We start from the raw sequence: 16532 nt of genomic DNA, 5'->3' as shown, positions 1-16532 counted from the left end.
GATTTCATTAGGGCGGCGCTGATATCCACAAGAATTGTGGATAACTGTGTGGACAAGCGCCTCTTGACAAGCCGCAAGCGCAGTATTGATGCGGGTTTCAACAAAATGCCCAATCTACAGGCAGAAATTGTGTCCTTTAAAATCAATGGCTTGCACGCACTGTGCTTTCGTGCACAGGGCCGTTATCAGCAAATTCCTACAAAGTCCTACAACGGGGGATAAGTCAGCTTGAGACACATTCTCTGCGCCATTTCCCCGCCTCACTTCCACGCGCTGCGGGCACGATCGCGCACCAGCATCCGGACACTGTCGGGCATCGGCTTTTTCGATTTCGCCGTGTCCGCCGTGATCCAGACGCATTCCTCGAAATGCTTGAGCATGGCCGGCGTCACGAAGCGGGTGCGCGCCGCATACACATGGCGATCGCCCATCTGCGACTGCTGCTTGATGAAGAAACGGTTCGGTACCACCAGGTGCAGATGTTCCCTGGCGCGCGTCATGGCGACATACAGCAGGCGCCGCTCCTCCTCGATTTCCTCGGCGCTTCCGGTGCTCATATCGGAGGGAATGCAGCCGTCCACCACATTCAGTACGTGCACCGATTTCCATTCCTGGCCCTTGCTCGAGTGGATGGTCGACAGGATCAGATAATCTTCGTCGAGCAGCGGCGGTCCGGCGCGGTCGCTGGTGGCCTCGGGCGGATCGAGCGTGATCTCCGCCAGGAAACTTTCGCGCGTGCCGTGGCCGCCCGCCAGCTGGGCCAGCTGGGCGACGTCGGCCACGCGCACTGTCGCGTCGTCGTGCAGGCGCTCGAGGTGGGGCAAGTACCAGTCGCGCACCAGCTCGATGTCGGCCGGCCAGCGCAAACCCGGCGTGCGCAGGCGCCGGTACAGGGTAACGAAATCCTGCCAGTCGCCCTGGCTTTTCGAGGGCGGCGTGAAGGCCTCGACCGCGTCCAGCGCTTCGGGCGCCGCGGCCATCGCGTCCAGCAGGCGCGTGGCCGTGGCCGGGCCGATGCCCGGAATCAGTTGCAGCACCCGGAAGCCGGCCATGCGCCCGTTCGGGTTCTGGGCAAAGCGCAGCACGGCCAGCACGTCCTTGATGTGCGAGGCTTCCAGGAATTTCAGGCCGCCGAATTTCACGAACGGGATATTCCGGCGCATCAGTTCGAGCTCCAGCGCCGCGCTATGGCTGGCCGCCCGGAACAGCACGGCCTGGGTCGTCAACTTGATGCCCGCTTCGCGGTGTTCGAGGATGCGGTTGCAGACCCAGCGCGCCTGCTCGGCCTCGTCGGGAATCAGGACCAGCTGCGGCAGGCTGCTGGCGACCTTGTCCGTCCACAGCGTTTTCGCGTGGCGCTCGAGCGCGGCGGCGATCACGGCGTTCGAGGCGTCGAGGATCGGCTGGGTCGAGCGGTAATTGCGGTCGAGCGTAATCACCTGCGCCGGCTGCGAGAACTGGCCCGGGAAGTCGAGGATGTTGCGCACCGTGGCGCCGCGGAAGGAATAGATCGACTGGGCATCGTCGCCGACCACCATCACGCCCTCCCCGCCCGGCTTCATGCCGGTGATGATGGCGGCCTGCAGGCGGTTGGTGTCCTGGTATTCGTCGACCAGCACGTGGTCGAACAGGGAACCTATCTCGGGCCCGAGTTCGGGGTCCGAGGCCATCTCGGCCCAGAACAGCAGCAGATCGTCGTAGTCGAGCACATTCTGCTCCTGCTTGGCGTCGACATAGGCGCCGAACAGGCGTTTCAGCTCCGCTTCCCACTCGCAGCACCAAGGGAAGGTGCTCTGCAGAACCAGGTCGAGCGGTTCGCGCGAATTCACGACCCGCGAATAGATCGACAGACAGGTCCCTTTCAGGGGAAAACGCTTGGCGGTCTGGGTCAGCCCGATCTCGTGGCGTACCAGGCCCATCAGGTCTTCGGAGTCGCCGCGGTCGTGGATCGTGAACGATTCGTCCAGGCCGATGCGCCCGGAAAATTCGCGCAGCAGGCGCGCACCGATGCTGTGGAAGGTGCCGGCCCAGGGCAGCGTCGCGACGCCGCCCGCACTGCCTCCCATGATCCTCTGCAGTACATTGCCGGCGCGCTGGGTCATCTCGTTGGCGGCGCGCCGCGAAAAGGTCAGCAGCAGGATCCGCTGCGGATCGGCGCCGGCCATGATCAGGCGCGCCACCCGGTGCGCAAGGGTATTCGTCTTGCCCGAACCGGCGCCGGCCACGACCAGCAAAGGCCGGCTGGCCGCTGCGCCGATGTCGTGCTCGACTGCCAGGCGCTGCGCGGGATTGAGGCTGGCGAAAGGATCGTCGACAGGGGGTAAAGCGGCCGGCACGGATGCAGCCAAAGGATCGGACGAGTGAGCGGGCACAGCGACGGCGGCGGCAGCGGACATGGAAAACTGACAAGGTGAAGACAACGCAACTGTACATTTGTCCAGTAGCGCTTCGCAAGTGCATTTTGCACTTGCTGCCCGATGCGATGTTGTAAAAAGCGTGCACGAGCGTTGCGCGAAGCTCGCGTGTTACGCGATCCTTTTCTGCTAAGTAGCCGTAACCAAAGAACTTTTCCGGATATCCACAAAGTCTGTGAATAACTTTGTGGAAAAGAAGGGGCTTGACAGGCGGAAAACCCGTCCGCATGCGGGTTTCAACAATTTGCCCGTTCGGCGGGCAGCACCGAATTCACGAAAAATCAATGACTTGCGAGATCATGCACAGGACCACCGTGAAGATCGGTGAAGATAAAAAAATGCAACTTATGTGTATAAATGCCGGTCACCAGGCGCAACAAACATGCACCTTTGACATCAAAAAGACAGTGTTGTGGGAAACTTTCAGGAGCGGGAGCGGCGCCGGTGCGGCTCTAGCAGTACCCGCTCGATGACGTGGACGTCGATATCGCGTGTGCGCAGGTATTCGAATGCGGACATGGTATTGCTGCTGTCCTGGACCGCAATGCCGGCATCGACGATGCGGCGCTGGCGCGCGTCGGTCCGGGATTCGTCTATGACTGCCGATATATCCGTTTGCTCGCTTGGGGATTGCTCCATAGTGACCTCGCCTCGTAGGTTGAAGTTTCCTAACGAGTATTCATCAATACAAAAGAATGTCAATGTCAACTTCCTATCGAAAAGTGTAAAAAGTTGAGCGTACGACTTTCTCAAGGGAGCGCCACCGGTACCGGGATCGTCCTAGAATGGCCGTGTTCTCCACCCACTTGCGAGGCACCCATGGCAACGACTCCCGAACCCGACCTGAACCCTGGCGACGAAGCCACCCCGGGCACGCCCGGCGCCGGCGAAGACGTCTGCGAAGCCTGCTCCGGCAGCGGCAAACTGGCCGACGGCAAGCAGTGCCCGCAATGCGGCGGCAGCGGACGCGTCATGCGGGGGATCGGCGGCGGCTGAGCCGAGGACAGGCTGATTCCGGGCGCTTGCGTGACAGAAAGCCGGCTGGGCGCGATAATCGCGGGATGACTTCACCGCCCTCCGCTTTCGAACACCCGCGTCCCGAATCCCTGCTCGACCTGTTCGTCGCCTTTACCGTCCTGGCCCTGCAAGGCTTCGGCGGCGTGCTGGCGGTCGTCCAGCGCGAGCTCGTCGAGCGCAAACGCTGGCTGAGCAACGAAGAGTTCATCGAGGACTGGGCGGTCGCGCAGATCATGCCCGGGCCGAACGTCGTCAACCTGTCGATGATGATCGGCGCCCGCTATTTCGGCCTGCGCGGCGCGCTGACGGCGCTGGCCGGCATGCTGGCCGTGCCGCTGGTGCTGATCCTGCTGCTGGCGATCCTGCACGCGCGCTTTGCCGACAACGCCCAGGTGGCCGGCGCCCTGCGCGGCATGGCGGCGGTCTCGGCCGGCCTGATCGCGGCGACCGGCCTCAAGATGTCGGTGGCGCTCAAGCGCAATCCGGTGCCCCTGCCGTGGTGCGTGGCGATCGGCGCCGCCGGCTTCGTGCTCGTCGCCCTGCTGAAATTTCCCCTGGCTTATGTGCTGCTTGCCCTTGGCGGCCTCGGCTGCGTGCTTGCTTACAGGAACCTGCGATGAACGGCGCCATCCACATCACCCTCGCCTGGCATGACTGGCTGAACCTGTTCGCCCACTACATGCTGTTGTCCCTGATGTCGCTCGGCGGTGCGATCTCGACCACCTCCGAGATGCACCGCTTCCTGGTCGAGCAGCATGGCTGGCTGAGCCAGGCCCAGTTCAACGATTCGATCGCCCTGGCCCAGGCCGCGCCGGGGCCGAACGTGCTGTTCGTGGCCCTGATGGGCTGGAATGTCGGCATGAACGCCGGCAGCACCAGCGCCGCCTTTCTCGGCGTGGCGACGACCATGATCGGGATCCTGCTGCCCTCGACCATCTTCACTTACCAGGTCGCGCAATGGGGCCACCGCAACCGCGAGCTGCGCCCGGTGCGCGCCTTCAAGCAGGGCATGGCGCCGGTCGTGATCGCCCTGCTGCTGTCCACCAGCTGGATTTTGGCCAGTTCGGCGGGCGGCAGCGGCTACCATTGGCCGCTCTGGCTGCTGACGCTGGCCAGCTGCCTCGTCATCTGGCGCACGAAACTGCACCTGCTGTGGGTGCTGGGGGCCGGTGCATTATTGGGAGCGCTCGGCTTCGTGTAAGGAGCGCCTGACAAAACCGTCAGGGCAAGGCGCGGCGCCGAAGACAGTACGAGGGTACGGCGAGGCGCTGCAATGCGGCCATGGCTGATTTGTTAGGCGCTCCAACGCGATGCGCCCGGTTTGCCGAACTGGCATACTTGCGGTATCGATCATCCGGAGCCTTCCATGCTTACTCTCCTCAGCGAACACGCCTCGTTCGGCGGCGTCCAGCGTTTCTACCAGCACGAATCAAGCGCCATCGGCCTGCCGATGCGGTTCTCGGTCTACCTGCCGCCGGACGCCGAAGGAAAACACCTGCCGGTGCTGTTCTACCTCGCCGGCCTGACCTGCACCGAAGAGACCTTCGCGATCAAGGGCGGCTTCCAGCGCGTCGCCGCCGAGGAAGGCCTGATCGTGGTCGCGCCCGATACCAGCCCGCGCGGCGCCGGCGTGCCGGGCGAGACCGACAGCTGGGACTTCGGCGTGGGCGCCGGCTTCTACGTCGACGCGACCGAGGAGCCGTGGTCGCGCCACTACCGCATGTACAGCTACATCCTCGAGCTGCGCGAACTGGTGCTGCGCGAATTCGGCGCCGACGCCGAACGCTGCGGCATCTTCGGCCACTCGATGGGCGGCCATGGGGCACTGGTGCTGGCCCTGCGCAAGCCCGAGCTGTTCCGTTCGGTGTCGGCCTTTGCGCCGATCGCCGCCCCGAGCCGCTGCCCCTGGGGCGAAAAAGCCTTCGGCGGCTACCTGGGCCCGGACCGCGCGCGCTGGCGCGCCTGGGACGCCACCGAGCTGGTGGCCGAGGGTCCGGTGCGCTTCCCGCAAGGCATCCTGGTCGACCAGGGCCTGGCCGACAAATTCCTGCCGGACCAGCTCAACCCCGAGGCCTTCGAGGCCGCCTGCAGCGCCGCCGGCCAGCCCCTGACCCTGCGCCGCCACGCCGGCTACGACCACGGTTATTACTTCATCGCCAGCTTCGTCGAAGACCACTTGCGCTTCCACCGCCGCCAGCTCGGCTAACGCTTTCACACGCTCGTTTTGACCGGCGGAACTGCTTTCAGTTCCGCCTGGTTGCACCATTCCTGCCCTCCCGCAAAGCCGCCCCAAAGCGGACTCGCGAAGCCCTTTCGACCCTTGAAAATGCCCTTGCGCTGCCCTATAAAACAGGTGCGGCGCCATGCCGCGCTTGTTCATCCATTATAAAAGGAGGCTTACCATGAATCTCGTCAGGAGAGGCAGTTCGCCCCTGGCGGCCTATCGCCCCGGCACAGTCGAGGACGGGTTTGGCCGCCTCGTCGAAAGCATGTTCGAAGATTTCTTTGCGCCCATGACCGTGGGAGCCGGCCTGCGCCAGGGAGATACCAGCATCCCGCGCCTGGACATGACCGAGAGCGAGCAAGCCTATGAAATTCAGGCCGAAATGCCGGGCGTCGAGAAGGAAGACCTGAAGGTGGCGATCGACCATCAGCGCGTCACCATCGAAGGAGAATGCCGCAAGGCAAACGAGCGGCGCGAGGGCGAAAACGTGGTGTATTCTGAACGTTCAGCACGCAAGTTCATGCGCAGTTTCACCCTGCCTGGCGAAGTCGACGATGCGGCTGCGGAGGCAAAGCTGGAAAACGGGGTGCTGCACCTGACGCTGCCGAAGAAACAGGGCGGCGCAGCGCGGCGGCTTGAAATCCACTGAGCCTGCGGTCGCAATCCACGCATGCCAGCTGCGGCTGGCATGCAGGGAATCGGGGTGATCACGATGGCCGAGGTCCGCCGTTTCAAGAACCGCGCGCAGGCCGGCAAATTGCTCGCGAAAGCGCTGGGCGTTTACGCGCACCAGCCTGACGCGGTCGTGCTGGCACTGCCGCGCGGCGGCGTCCCGGTTGCGTTCGCAGTGGCGATGACGCTCGATCTCGAGCTCGACATCCTGCTGGTGCGCAAGCTGGGCCTGCCCTACCAGCCCGAGTACGCCATCGGCGCGGTCGGCAGCGGCGGCGTGCGGGTCTTGCAGCCGGGCGTGCCCGGGCTGCTGGGCGTGACACAGGAACAGGTCGACGCGATCACCGCGCGCGAACTGCTCGAGATCGAACGGCGCACCCGCCTCTACCGGGGCGGGCGCGCGCAGCCGGTGCTGGGCGGCCGGACGGTGATCATCGTCGACGACGGCATCGCCACCGGTTCGACGATGCTGGCCGCGGTGCAGGTGGCGCGCGGGCATGACGCCCGGCGCGTCGTCGTCGCCGCACCGGTCGCCCCGCCCGATACGCTCGCGGCGCTGGAGGCGGTGGCCGACGAAGTGGTCTGCCTGGCAGCACCGCCGCATTTTCGCGCGGTGAGCCAGTGGTACGAGACGTTCGACCAGACGAGCGACGAGGAAGTGCAGGACTTGCTGGCAATGGCCTGGCGCAGCGGGGCAGATCGCACGCCCCGCATGCAACCCTAGAGCGCCCTGGAGCTCGCCTTCGGGTATTCAGGCGCTTTTGGCAACTGAAGCAACCAACAGAAAGGACACAACATGCGACACACCACCACTACCGACAGCAGCATCGAAGCAGGCGATCTGGTCAAGTTGCTGGGCGGAGCCGCCGCAGGCGCCCTGCTGATGTACATGCTCGATCCCGACCGCGGCAGCGCACGACGCGCCACCTCGACCTCGGCGCTGCGCAACGCGGGTACGCGTACCGGCAGTGCGCTCGGCAATGCCTGGCACGGCATTGGCGAGCGCATCGGCAAGGCGGCCCGCCAGGCCGGCGACGCCGCCAGCGAGATGCTCGAGGACGCCAGCGACACCGCCGGCAAATATGTCGACGAAGCCAGCTCGCGCGCAAGCAAATATGCCGACGAAGCCGGCTCGCGCGCGAACCGCATGCTGGAGTCGGCCAAGCCGAACGGCTCGGCCCGCCGCAGCTATGAAGATGCGGTCGACGGCGCATCGCGCATGCTCGACGACGCATCGAGCAGCGCCAGTGCCGCCGCATCGCGCTTTGGCCGCATGGCCAGCAATGCCGCCGGCAGCGCAGCCAGGGCCCTGCACCTGGAGAACCGCGACGACCTGTCTGCCCTGCTGCGCAACCCGGCCGTGGTCGGTGGCGGCGTGCTCGGCCTGATCGGGCTGTTCCGCCGCTCGCCGGTGGGCGCCGCAGTTGCCCTGGGCGCGCTCGCGCTCGCCGCACGCAGCAGTGGCGGCGGCGGTTCGGCCCTGGCGAAGCTGCTCGGCAGCGGCCGCGGGCGCAGCATCGACCTCGAAAAATCGATCCGCATCGACGCCTCGCCGGACGAGGTGTACGACATGTGGAGCAACTACGAAAACTTCCCGCGCTTCATGTCGCACGTGGTCGACGTGCGCGACATGGGCCGCCGCCGCTCGCACTGGGTCGTGCAGGGTCCGGCCGGCACCCAGTTCGAATTCGATTCCGTGCTCACCGAGCAGACGAAGAACCGGCGCCTGGCCTGGCGCAGCGAACCGGGCGCGCAGATCCCGAATGCGGGCTCGGTCGAGTTCGAGCCCTACCGTGGCGGCACCCGCGTCACCGTGCGCCTGTCCTACTCTCCGCCGGCCGGCGCCATCGGCCATGGCCTGGCCTCGCTGTTCGGGTCCGACCCGAAAGGCCAGATGGACGACGACCTGGCGCGCATGAAGCAATACATCGAGCGCGGCAAGATTCCGCACGATGCGGCGCAGCGCGAGAAGTCGGGCAGCCGCTTCCTGCACTGACGCCATGACGGCCGCGATCGACATCAGCGCGGCCGCGCTGGCGGCCGCCGCCCGTCCGCTCTCCGGTGGACCGGGCGACTACGACGCCCTGATGAATCTCGTGGGCGACGCCCGCTTCGTGCTGATCGGCGAAGCGACCCACGGCACCCACGAGTTCTACGAGGAACGGGCGCGCCTCACCCAGCGCCTGATCCGCGAGAAGGGATTCACCGCAGTTGCGGTCGAGGCCGACTGGCCCGATGCCTATCGTGTCAACCGCTACGTACGCGGCGAAGGCCTGGACGCCGACGCCGATGCCGCGCTGTCCGGCTTCGAACGCTTTCCGGCCTGGATGTGGCGTAACGCCGATGTCGCCACCTTCATCGACTGGCTGCGCACCCACAATGCCGGGGTCAGGGCGGGGCCGAAGGTCGGCTTCTACGGACTCGACCTCTACAGCCTGTTCACCTCGGTACGCGAAGTCCTCAATTACCTGGACAAGGTCGACCCGACCGCCGCCGAGGAAGCCCGGCGCCGCTATGCCTGCTTCGACCATTACGGCGAAGACAGCCAGCATTATGGTTACGCCACCGGCGTCGGCCTCTCCGAATCCTGCCAGCAAGGGGTGTTGACCCAGCTGCAGGAACTGCAGCAGCGCGCCTTCGACTACATGCATGCCGACGGCGCCTCCAGCGAAGACGCTTTTTTCTACGCCCAGCAGAACGCGCGCCTGGTGAAGAACGCCGAGGAATACTACCGGACCATGTTCCGTGGCCGGGTCTCGTCCTGGAACCTGCGCGACAGCCACATGGCCGAGACGCTCGACGCCCTCGCGCGCCACCTGTCGAAGGGCGGCGAGTCCGCCAAAATCGTGGTCTGGGAACACAATTCGCACATCGGCGACGCCCGCGCCACCCATATGGGGAACCTGGGCGAATGGAATGTGGGCGAACTCGTGCGCAAGGCCTACCCGGGCCAGACCTGCCTGGTGGGCTTTTCGACCTACGAGGGCCATGTGACGGCGGCCTCGGAGTGGGACGGCCCGGCCGAGCGCAAGCGCGTGCGTCCCGGCATGTCCGGCAGCTACGAGGAATTGCTGCACCATGTCGGCCTGCCGCGCTGCTACCTGAACCTGCGCGACGAAGGCCCCGCGCGCCGCCTGCTGCTGGAGGAGCGCCTGGAACGGGCGATCGGCGTGCTGTATTTGCCGCGCACCGAACGCCAGAGCCATTACTTCAAGGCCCAGCTGGCCCAGCAGTTCGATGCCGTCATCCACATCGACCAGACCGAAGCACTGGTGCCGCTCGACGCGACCAGCGGCTGGCATTCGGGCGAGCCGCCGGAAACGTATCCGGAAGGGATTTAAGACCGTCTCCATGGACGGTATCCGCAACAATTCTCCAACAATAAACTTTCCTCACGCCACCGCTTTCCTGCCGCCTTTTGATACGATGCTCGGGTTTATCACCAGGCAAGGCAAGGCAAGTGGATGAGTAAATACACGCTGAACATCAACGGCAAGCGGCAGGAGGTCGATGTCGAAGCCGACACCCCACTGCTGTGGGCGCTGCGCGACGCGCTCGGACTGGTCGGGGCCAAGTACGGCTGCGGCGCGGGCCAGTGCGGCGCCTGCACCGTGCACATCGATGGCGCGCCGACCCGTTCCTGCCTGTTGCCGGTGTCGAACATCGGCAAGGCGAAGATCACGACCATCGAAGGGCTGGCCAGGGACCATCGCCATCCGCTGCAGCTCGCCTGGCAGGAACTCGACGTGCCGCAGTGCGGCTACTGCCAGTCGGGCCAGATCATGAGCGCCTGCGCCCTCCTGAAACAGCACCCGAAACCGACCGACGCCCAGATCGACGAAGCGATGGCCGGCAACCTGTGCCGCTGCGCGACCTATACCCGCATCCGCGCCGGCATCCACCGCGCCGCCGAGATCGCCGAGAGCGCGAAACACGGAAAGGGCAAGGCATGAACGCGCCCCTGTCTTCCTCGCGCCGCGGCTTCCTGCGGGCCGCCGGCGCCGGTGCCCTCGTCATCGGCATGGGTCCGGGCGGCGTGCTCGCCGCACAGAACGCGGGCAAGCCGGCGGAAGAATTCGCGCCGAACGTCTTCATCCGCATCGGCCGCGACGGCGTCGTGACCCTGATATCGAAGCAGCCGGAAATCGGCCAGGGCATCAAGACTTCGCTGCCCATGGTCATCGCCGAAGAGCTCGAAATCGACTGGAAAGACGTGCGCATCGTCCAGGGCGACCTGAACCCGGCCTACGGCAGCCAGGGCGCGGGCGGCTCGACCTCGACGCCGACCAATTACAACGATTTCCACCGCCTGGGCGCGACCGCGCGCACGGTGCTGGTCCAGGCGGCAGCCCAGGCCTGGGGTGTCCCGGCCTCCGAATGCCGCGCGCTTCATGGCGCCGTCCACCATGCCGCCAGCGGCCGCAAGCTCGGCTACGGCGCGCTGGTGCCAAGCGCATCGCAACTGGCGCTGCCGGACGCTGCCCAGGTCCAGCTGAAGGACCCGGCCACCTACACCCTGCTCGGCACCCGCGTCGGCGGCGTCGATAACGCGGCCATCGTCAGCGGCAAGCCGCTGTTCGGCATCGACGTGCAATTGCCAGGCATGCTGTACGCGGTGTATGCGAAATGCCCTGTGTTCGGCGGCAAGCCGGTCAGTGCCAACCTGGCGGCGATCAAGGCCATGCCGGGCGTGAAGGATGCCTTCATCGTCGAGGGCACCGGGAACCTGAACGGCCTGCGTCCGGGCGTGGCGATCGTCGCCACTTCGACCTGGGCGGCGTTCAAGGCGCGCCGTGCGCTGGAAGTGACATGGGACGAAGGCGCCGGCGCCGGCCACAGCTGGGCCGGTTTTGCAGCCCAGGCCGAGGCCGCCGCCGGCAAGCCGGGCACGACGGTATTGCGCCAGGACGGCGACGTGCGCGCGGCCCTGGCCGGTGCCGCAAAAACCGTGGAAGCAAGCTACCGCTATCCCTTCATCTCGCATGCCAGCATGGAGCCGCAGAACTGCACCGCCCTGTTCAAGCCGGCGGACGGCACGCTGGAACTGTGGGCGCCGACCCAGAACCCGGGCGCCGGCCAGGCCCTGATCAGCGCGACCTTCGGCATCCCGAAGGAAAAGATCGTGCTCCACATCATCCGCAGCGGCGGCGGCTTCGGGCGGCGCCTCAGTTCGGACTTCATCGTCGAGGCCGCGGCCATCGCGCAACGGGTCAAGGCGCCGGTGAAACTGACCTGGACCCGCGAAGACGACCTGCAGCACGACCATTTCCGCGCCGGCGGTTTCCACCACCTGCGGGGCGGCGTCGATGCCCAGGGCAAGCTGGTCGCCTGGCACAACCATTTCGTCACCTTCGCCAACCGCATCGAGCGCGACGGCAAGAGCATTTTGCAGCCGGGCAGCGGCGGCAGCCTGTCCGGCGACGAATTCCCGGGACGCTGGCTGGCCAACTGCCTGCTCGAGCAGACCGCCCTCGAATGCCGGATCCCGATGGGACCGTGGCGTGCGCCGGGCAGCAATGTGTTTTCCTGGGTCTTCCACAGTTTTATCGACGAGCTGGCCCATGCGGGCGGGCGCGACCCGATCGAATTCCGCCTGGAACTGCTGGGAGAGAAGGACATCGTTCCCGGCACCGGCGAACGGGGACAGCCCTATAGCGTCGTGCGCATGAGGAATGTGTTGAAGGAAGTGGCCGAGAAGTCCGGCTGGGGCAAGAAGCAGTTCGCGCGCGGCCAGGGCGCGGGCGTCGCCTTCCACTTCAGCCATCGCGGTTATGTGGCGGAAGTGGCGGAGGTGACGGTCTCGAAGTCGGGCGAACTGAGGGTCGACCGGGTGGTCGTGGTGACCGACATCGGCGCCCAGATCGTGAATCTCTCCGGCGCCGAGAACCAGGTGCAGGGCTCGGTGATCGACGGCCTGTCGACGCTGCTGCACCCGGAACTGAACATCGAAGGCGGTCGCGTGGTGCAGAGCAACTTCCACGAGTACAAGCTGCTGCGCATGCCGGAAACGCCGCCGCGGATCGACATCCATTTCCTGAAGACCGATTATGCGGTCACGGGACTGGGCGAGCCGGTGCTGCCGCCGCTCGCCCCGGCAGTATGCAATGCGATCTTCGCCGCGACGGGCAAGCGCGTGCGCGAACTACCGCTCAGCAAGACCGACCTGAGCTGGAGCTGATCGGGGAAGCCGGGCGCCGGGCTCAGGCCCGGCCTGGCCGATTGTGCGCAGGGTCGACGTCGAGCCCGCCGTTGTAGTCGAGGATGGCCGTCGCGCGCTCGATCTGACTGGCGTCGGCCACCGTGACCGTCATCACGCACAGGTCGCCGCGATCGGCGGGCTTGAAGACATCCTTGTAATCGGTACCGCCCTTCACCTGAGGCGAATCGCCGACATAGAAATTGCTCTCGGCAGGACCTGCTTCGTCGGTGGTCACCTTGATATCGATGCCGTCGCCGTCGAACCCCTCTGCCAGCAAGGTCTTGCGCGCCTGGTCGGCCGCCGCGAAGTCGGGCAGCACACGTACGATCTGCTTGTTCATGGTCGCTCCATTGTTGCAGTTGTGACCACCGTACCAGAATCCTTTTCCCTGCGGCGCCCGCCCGGGATGGTGCCGCGCTGTCGGCGTTTGAACACACGTAAAACGGAAGGTCATACGGAACATGCCCGCCGGGTCCGGTTTGACGCCATTCGCGCTCGCCCCGCTGCAATTTTTTAGTACAATCAGGAAATGTTGTGGCACGCGGAAGCCACACGGAGACACAGTGTCAATCGTTTAATCATAGAGCATAAGCTGAGCATAAGAAGATGAAGATTTCGCACCGGATTGCCGCCTCCCGTCCCCTCGCAACGACCGCCATGCACGGCCGCGTCGAAGCCTTCCGCAACGAGGGCATGGGCATCATCGATTTCTCGATCGCGATCTCGCACTTCCCTCCCCCGGCGCCGGTGCTGGACGCCGTGACGGCCGCCGTGCAGGAAGAACGCACCATGCCCTATACCGGCGTGGCCGGCGCGCTCGATGTGCGCCGCAGCCTGTGCACCAAGCTGCAACGCGAAAACGGCATCGACGCCAAAGCCGGCGAGATCATCGTCACCAACGGCGCCAAGCAGGCCCTGTACGAGGCGCTGTATGCGATGACCGATCCGGGCGACAGCGTGCTGATCTTCAAGCCGCACTGGCCCGCCTATGTCACCACCTGCCAGCTGCTCGGCCTGACCCCTGTGCTGGTCGACCTGCCCGACCAGGTGACGCCCGCGACGCTGGGCGCCTGCCCGCGCGCCGACCTCGTCATCATCAACAATCCGCACAACCCGACCGGCAAGGTCTATACGAAGCAGGAGCTGGAGGCGATCCGCGACTGGGTAGAAGCCAACGGCTCCCAGGTGATCGTCGACGAGAGCTACGAACACCTCAGCTTCGGCCCGGCCCACACCAGCTTCGCCACCCTGTGCGACTGGCGCGCGCTCGGCGTGGTGACGATCTTCTCGGCTTCGCAGAGCTACGCGATGATGGGCTGGCGCCTCGGCTTTGCGCTGGCCCCGCTCGAGATCGCCGAGGCGATGCAGACCTTGCAGGGTCCGATCACGGCGGCCGCCTCGCACCTGGCCCAGGTCGCGACCGTCGCCGCCTTCGACTGCGGCCCCCAGCAGCACATGATCGACGAATACCGCGAGCGCCGCGACACGGTGCTGCGCCACGTGCGCGAAGTGCCGTGGATCGAGATGAAGTGTCCCGATTCCGGCCCCTACCTGTGGGGCGACGTGCGCGCGCTCACCCATGACACCGAGGCCTTCGCCGAAGCGCTGCTGGCCGAGGAAGGCGTGGCCATCATGCCGGGCGACGCGCTCGGCGTGCCCGGCTTCATCCGCATCGGCTACATCCGCGACGACACCTGGACGCTGATGGAAGGCGTGCGGCGCCTGGTCGCATTCGGCGACCGGATGGCAGCGCGACGATGAAACCGCCGCGCGCACCCTTCAAGCCGGGCAGCCTGCGCAGCCGGCTGATGCTGCTGGTCGCGCTGGCGATCCTGCCGCTGGCCCTGATGACCATCCTGGGCGGGCTGCGCGAACGCGAGCAGGCGGTCGAGGCCTCCCAGGACAACCTGCGCCGCCTGACCAACCTGGCCGCGGCCAACGAAGCGCAATCGGTCGAGCGCGCGCGGCAGATCCTGGTGGATCTCGCCAGCGTCCCCGACCTGCTGGGCGAAACGCCGCGCTGCAATGCGCTGCTGGCGGACGTCCTGGACCGCAACGAAGGCTATGTCAACTTCGGCCTGATCCAGCTGAACGGCGACGTCACCTGCAGCGCCGTGCCGATGCTCCATTCGGTCAACCTGGGCGACCGCAGCCACTTCAAGCGCGCCATCTCCGAACGCCGCTTCATCGCCGGCGACTACGTGTTCGGCCGCGTGATCCGGCGCCACACGATCAACCTCACCTATCCGGTGATCGACCGCAGCGGCAAGGTCGTCGCCGTCGTCTTCGCGGCAATGGACCTCGCCGGCCTCGACACCTTTGTCGCCGACATCAACCTGCCGCCCGGCTCGGTTTTGGTGACGACCGACGCCAACGGCACCATCATCTCGCGCCGTCCCGACCCCGAGCGCTGGTTCGGCACCAAGGTCTCGACCGCGATGCGCGACGCCATGCGCGAGGCCGTGAAAGGCGGCGGCCGGCGCGCCGTCGTGCTGCGCGACGACGACGATGTCGAACGCCTGCACACCTTCGCCCGCGTGGGCGCGCCTTCGCTGTCGGACTACACGGTCACGATCGGCATCCCGGTCGACACCGTCACGGCGGGCGCACGCCGCGCCCAGCTGATGTCGCTGGTCGGCCTGGCCGCCACCACCATGCTGGCGCTGCTCGCGGCCTGGCTGGCCGGGGACGTGCTGATCGTGCAGCGCGTGCGCAAACTGATGGACACGGCGCGCCGCATCGCCGCCGGCGACCTCGACGCCCGCTCGGGCATCGCTTACGAGCGCGAAGAAATCGGCCAGCTGGCCGAGGCGCTGGACGAGATGGCGGCGACCTTGCAAAAGAAGGAAGCGGCGCGCGGCCTGGCCGAACGCGAACTGCGCGCGGCCGACCAGCGCAAGGACGAATTCCTCGCCATGCTGGCGCACGAATTGAGGAATCCGCTGGCGCCGATCAGCACCGGCGCGCACCTGTTGAAACTGCTCCACTCGGACAACGCCCAGATCACGCAGACCTGCGCCATCATCGCGCGCCAGGTCGAGCACATGACGGGCCTGGTCGACGACCTGCTCGACGTGTCGCGCGTGACGCGCGGCCTGGTCTCGATCTCGACCCAGGTGCTCGACCTGCGAAAAGTGATCGACGACGCGGCCGAGCAGATCCGCCCCCTGATTTCGACCCGCCGCCACAGCGTCGTGCTCGACCTGCCGTCCAGCCCGGCCACGGTCAAGGGCGACCATAAGCGGCTGGTGCAAGTGGTGGCCAACCTGCTCAACAACGCGAACAAGTACACGCCCGAAGGCGGACGCATCGAACTGGGCCTGGCTGAAGACGGCGCCGACTACGTGCTCACCGTGCGCGACGACGGCATCGGCATGGAGCCGCAGCTGGTCTCCCGCGTGTTCGACCTGTTCACCCAGGCCGAACGTACGCCGGACCGCTCGCAGGGCGGCCTGGGCCTGGGCCTGGCGCTGGCGAAAAGCCTGGTCGAACTGCACGGCGGGACGGTGCGGGCGGAAAGCCGCGGTCTCGGCCAGGGCAGCACCTTCACCGTGCGCCTGCCGCGCCACAGCCAGGAAGTGCTGACCCCGGTGGCGCAGAGCGCGGGCCACGCGCAGGCGGTCAAGCCGCTGAAAGTGCTGCTGGTCGACGACAACCTGGACGCCGCGCACACGCTGCAGCTGTTCCTGGCCGCCGGCGGCCACCGGGTCGAAATCGCCTACTGCGGCGCCGACGCGATCGAACTGGCGCGCGTGTTCGTGCCCGACGTCTGCCTGCTCGACATCGGCCTGCCCGACTTCGACGGCAACGAACTGGCCCGCCGCCTGCGCCGCCTGCCGCAAGCCACCGGCGCCACGCTGGTCGCCATGACCGGCTACGGCCGCCAGCAGGACCGCGACGCCGCCGTGGCGGCGGGCTTCGATCGTTACATGGTCAAGCCGGTCAATACGGTGGAGTTGTCGGATTTGCTGGCCGATGCGGCGGCGGAGCAGCATCCGCGGTAGGG

16 protein-coding genes are annotated in these 16532 nt (G+C 66.3%); 13 read left to right on the top strand and 3 right to left on the bottom strand.

Annotation, left to right across the window (positions count from 1 at the left end):
- Window positions 1-48: 48 nt before the first annotated feature.
- A complete protein-coding gene (locus tag ACI48I_RS07810) occupies window positions 49-222 on the top strand; it encodes a hypothetical protein (RefSeq protein WP_193685342.1) in 174 nt (57 codons plus the stop codon).
- 38 nt (window positions 223-260) lie between these two features.
- Here the strand turns inward: ACI48I_RS07810 and ACI48I_RS07805 are convergent, their stop codons facing one another.
- Together ACI48I_RS07805 and ACI48I_RS07800 are read right to left on the bottom strand one after the other, a co-directional pair.
- Window positions 261-2396: an ATP-dependent helicase gene (locus ACI48I_RS07805; RefSeq protein ID WP_498573816.1), complete on the bottom strand. Its 2136-nt coding sequence runs from the start codon at window positions 2394-2396 to the stop codon at window positions 261-263.
- Between the two features lie 441 nt (window positions 2397-2837).
- Window positions 2838-3053 carry a hypothetical protein gene (locus ACI48I_RS07800; RefSeq protein WP_227496422.1) on the bottom strand — a complete coding sequence of 72 codons (216 nt, stop codon included), beginning with the start codon at window positions 3051-3053 and terminating at the stop codon, window positions 2838-2840.
- A gap of 180 nt (window positions 3054-3233) precedes the next feature.
- Here ACI48I_RS07800 and ACI48I_RS07795 point away from each other — a divergent pair, with 180 nt between their 5' ends.
- The 10 genes from ACI48I_RS07795 to ACI48I_RS07750 all read left to right on the top strand — a co-directional run bounded on the left by ACI48I_RS07795 (window position 3234) and on the right by ACI48I_RS07750 (window position 12505).
- A complete protein-coding gene (locus ACI48I_RS07795; RefSeq protein WP_193685340.1) occupies window positions 3234-3410 on the top strand; it encodes a hypothetical protein in 177 nt (58 codons plus the stop codon).
- A gap of 65 nt (window positions 3411-3475) precedes the next feature.
- Window positions 3476-4051 carry a chromate transporter gene (locus ACI48I_RS07790; RefSeq protein WP_498573815.1) on the top strand — a complete coding sequence of 192 codons (576 nt, stop codon included), beginning with the start codon at window positions 3476-3478 and terminating at the stop codon, window positions 4049-4051.
- Window positions 4048-4632, top strand: a complete 585-nt coding sequence (locus ACI48I_RS07785; RefSeq protein ID WP_498573814.1) for a chromate transporter — start codon at window positions 4048-4050, stop codon at window positions 4630-4632. Before ACI48I_RS07790 ends, ACI48I_RS07785 begins: the two co-directional genes overlap by 4 nt.
- 165 nt (window positions 4633-4797) lie before the next feature.
- Window positions 4798-5637, top strand: a complete 840-nt coding sequence (fghA, locus tag ACI48I_RS07780) for an S-formylglutathione hydrolase (protein ID WP_498573813.1) — start codon at window positions 4798-4800, stop codon at window positions 5635-5637.
- Between the two features lie 157 nt (window positions 5638-5794).
- On the top strand, window positions 5795-6304 hold the full coding sequence (locus ACI48I_RS07775) for an Hsp20/alpha crystallin family protein (RefSeq protein WP_227496421.1): 510 nt from the start codon (window positions 5795-5797) through the stop codon (window positions 6302-6304).
- A gap of 21 nt (window positions 6305-6325) precedes the next feature.
- A complete protein-coding gene (locus ACI48I_RS07770; RefSeq protein WP_498573812.1) occupies window positions 6326-7051 on the top strand; it encodes a phosphoribosyltransferase in 726 nt (241 codons plus the stop codon).
- 72 nt (window positions 7052-7123) lie between these two features.
- Window positions 7124-8323 (top strand): SRPBCC family protein, encoded by a 1200-nt coding sequence (locus ACI48I_RS07765; RefSeq protein ID WP_193685336.1) that lies wholly within the window; start codon window positions 7124-7126, stop codon window positions 8321-8323.
- A gap of 4 nt (window positions 8324-8327) precedes the next feature.
- Entirely contained in the window at window positions 8328-9668 is a 1341-nt protein-coding gene (locus ACI48I_RS07760) for an erythromycin esterase family protein (RefSeq protein WP_498573811.1), read from the top strand.
- A gap of 123 nt (window positions 9669-9791) precedes the next feature.
- Window positions 9792-10280: a (2Fe-2S)-binding protein gene (locus tag ACI48I_RS07755; protein ID WP_498573810.1), complete on the top strand. Its 489-nt coding sequence runs from the start codon at window positions 9792-9794 to the stop codon at window positions 10278-10280.
- Window positions 10277-12505, top strand: a complete 2229-nt coding sequence (locus ACI48I_RS07750) for a xanthine dehydrogenase family protein molybdopterin-binding subunit (RefSeq protein ID WP_498573809.1) — start codon at window positions 10277-10279, stop codon at window positions 12503-12505. Before ACI48I_RS07755 ends, ACI48I_RS07750 begins: the two co-directional genes overlap by 4 nt.
- A gap of 22 nt (window positions 12506-12527) precedes the next feature.
- Here ACI48I_RS07750 and ACI48I_RS07745 read toward each other — a convergent pair whose 3' ends face one another.
- Entirely contained in the window at window positions 12528-12866 is a 339-nt protein-coding gene (locus tag ACI48I_RS07745; protein WP_498573808.1) for a hypothetical protein, read from the bottom strand.
- Window positions 12867-13132: 266 nt separating this feature from the next.
- Here ACI48I_RS07745 and ACI48I_RS07740 point away from each other — a divergent pair, with 266 nt between their 5' ends.
- On the top strand, window positions 13133-14287 hold the full coding sequence (locus ACI48I_RS07740; RefSeq protein WP_498573807.1) for a pyridoxal phosphate-dependent aminotransferase: 1155 nt from the start codon (window positions 13133-13135) through the stop codon (window positions 14285-14287).
- Window positions 14284-16530 carry a hybrid sensor histidine kinase/response regulator gene (locus ACI48I_RS07735; protein ID WP_498573806.1) on the top strand — a complete coding sequence of 749 codons (2247 nt, stop codon included), beginning with the start codon at window positions 14284-14286 and terminating at the stop codon, window positions 16528-16530. Before ACI48I_RS07740 ends, ACI48I_RS07735 begins: the two co-directional genes overlap by 4 nt.
- The last annotated feature ends 2 nt before the right edge of the window (window positions 16531-16532 follow it).

It is taken from the genome of Massilia sp. LXY-5 (assembly GCF_059801075.1).
This window is presented reverse-complemented; position numbering and strand designations above follow the sequence as displayed.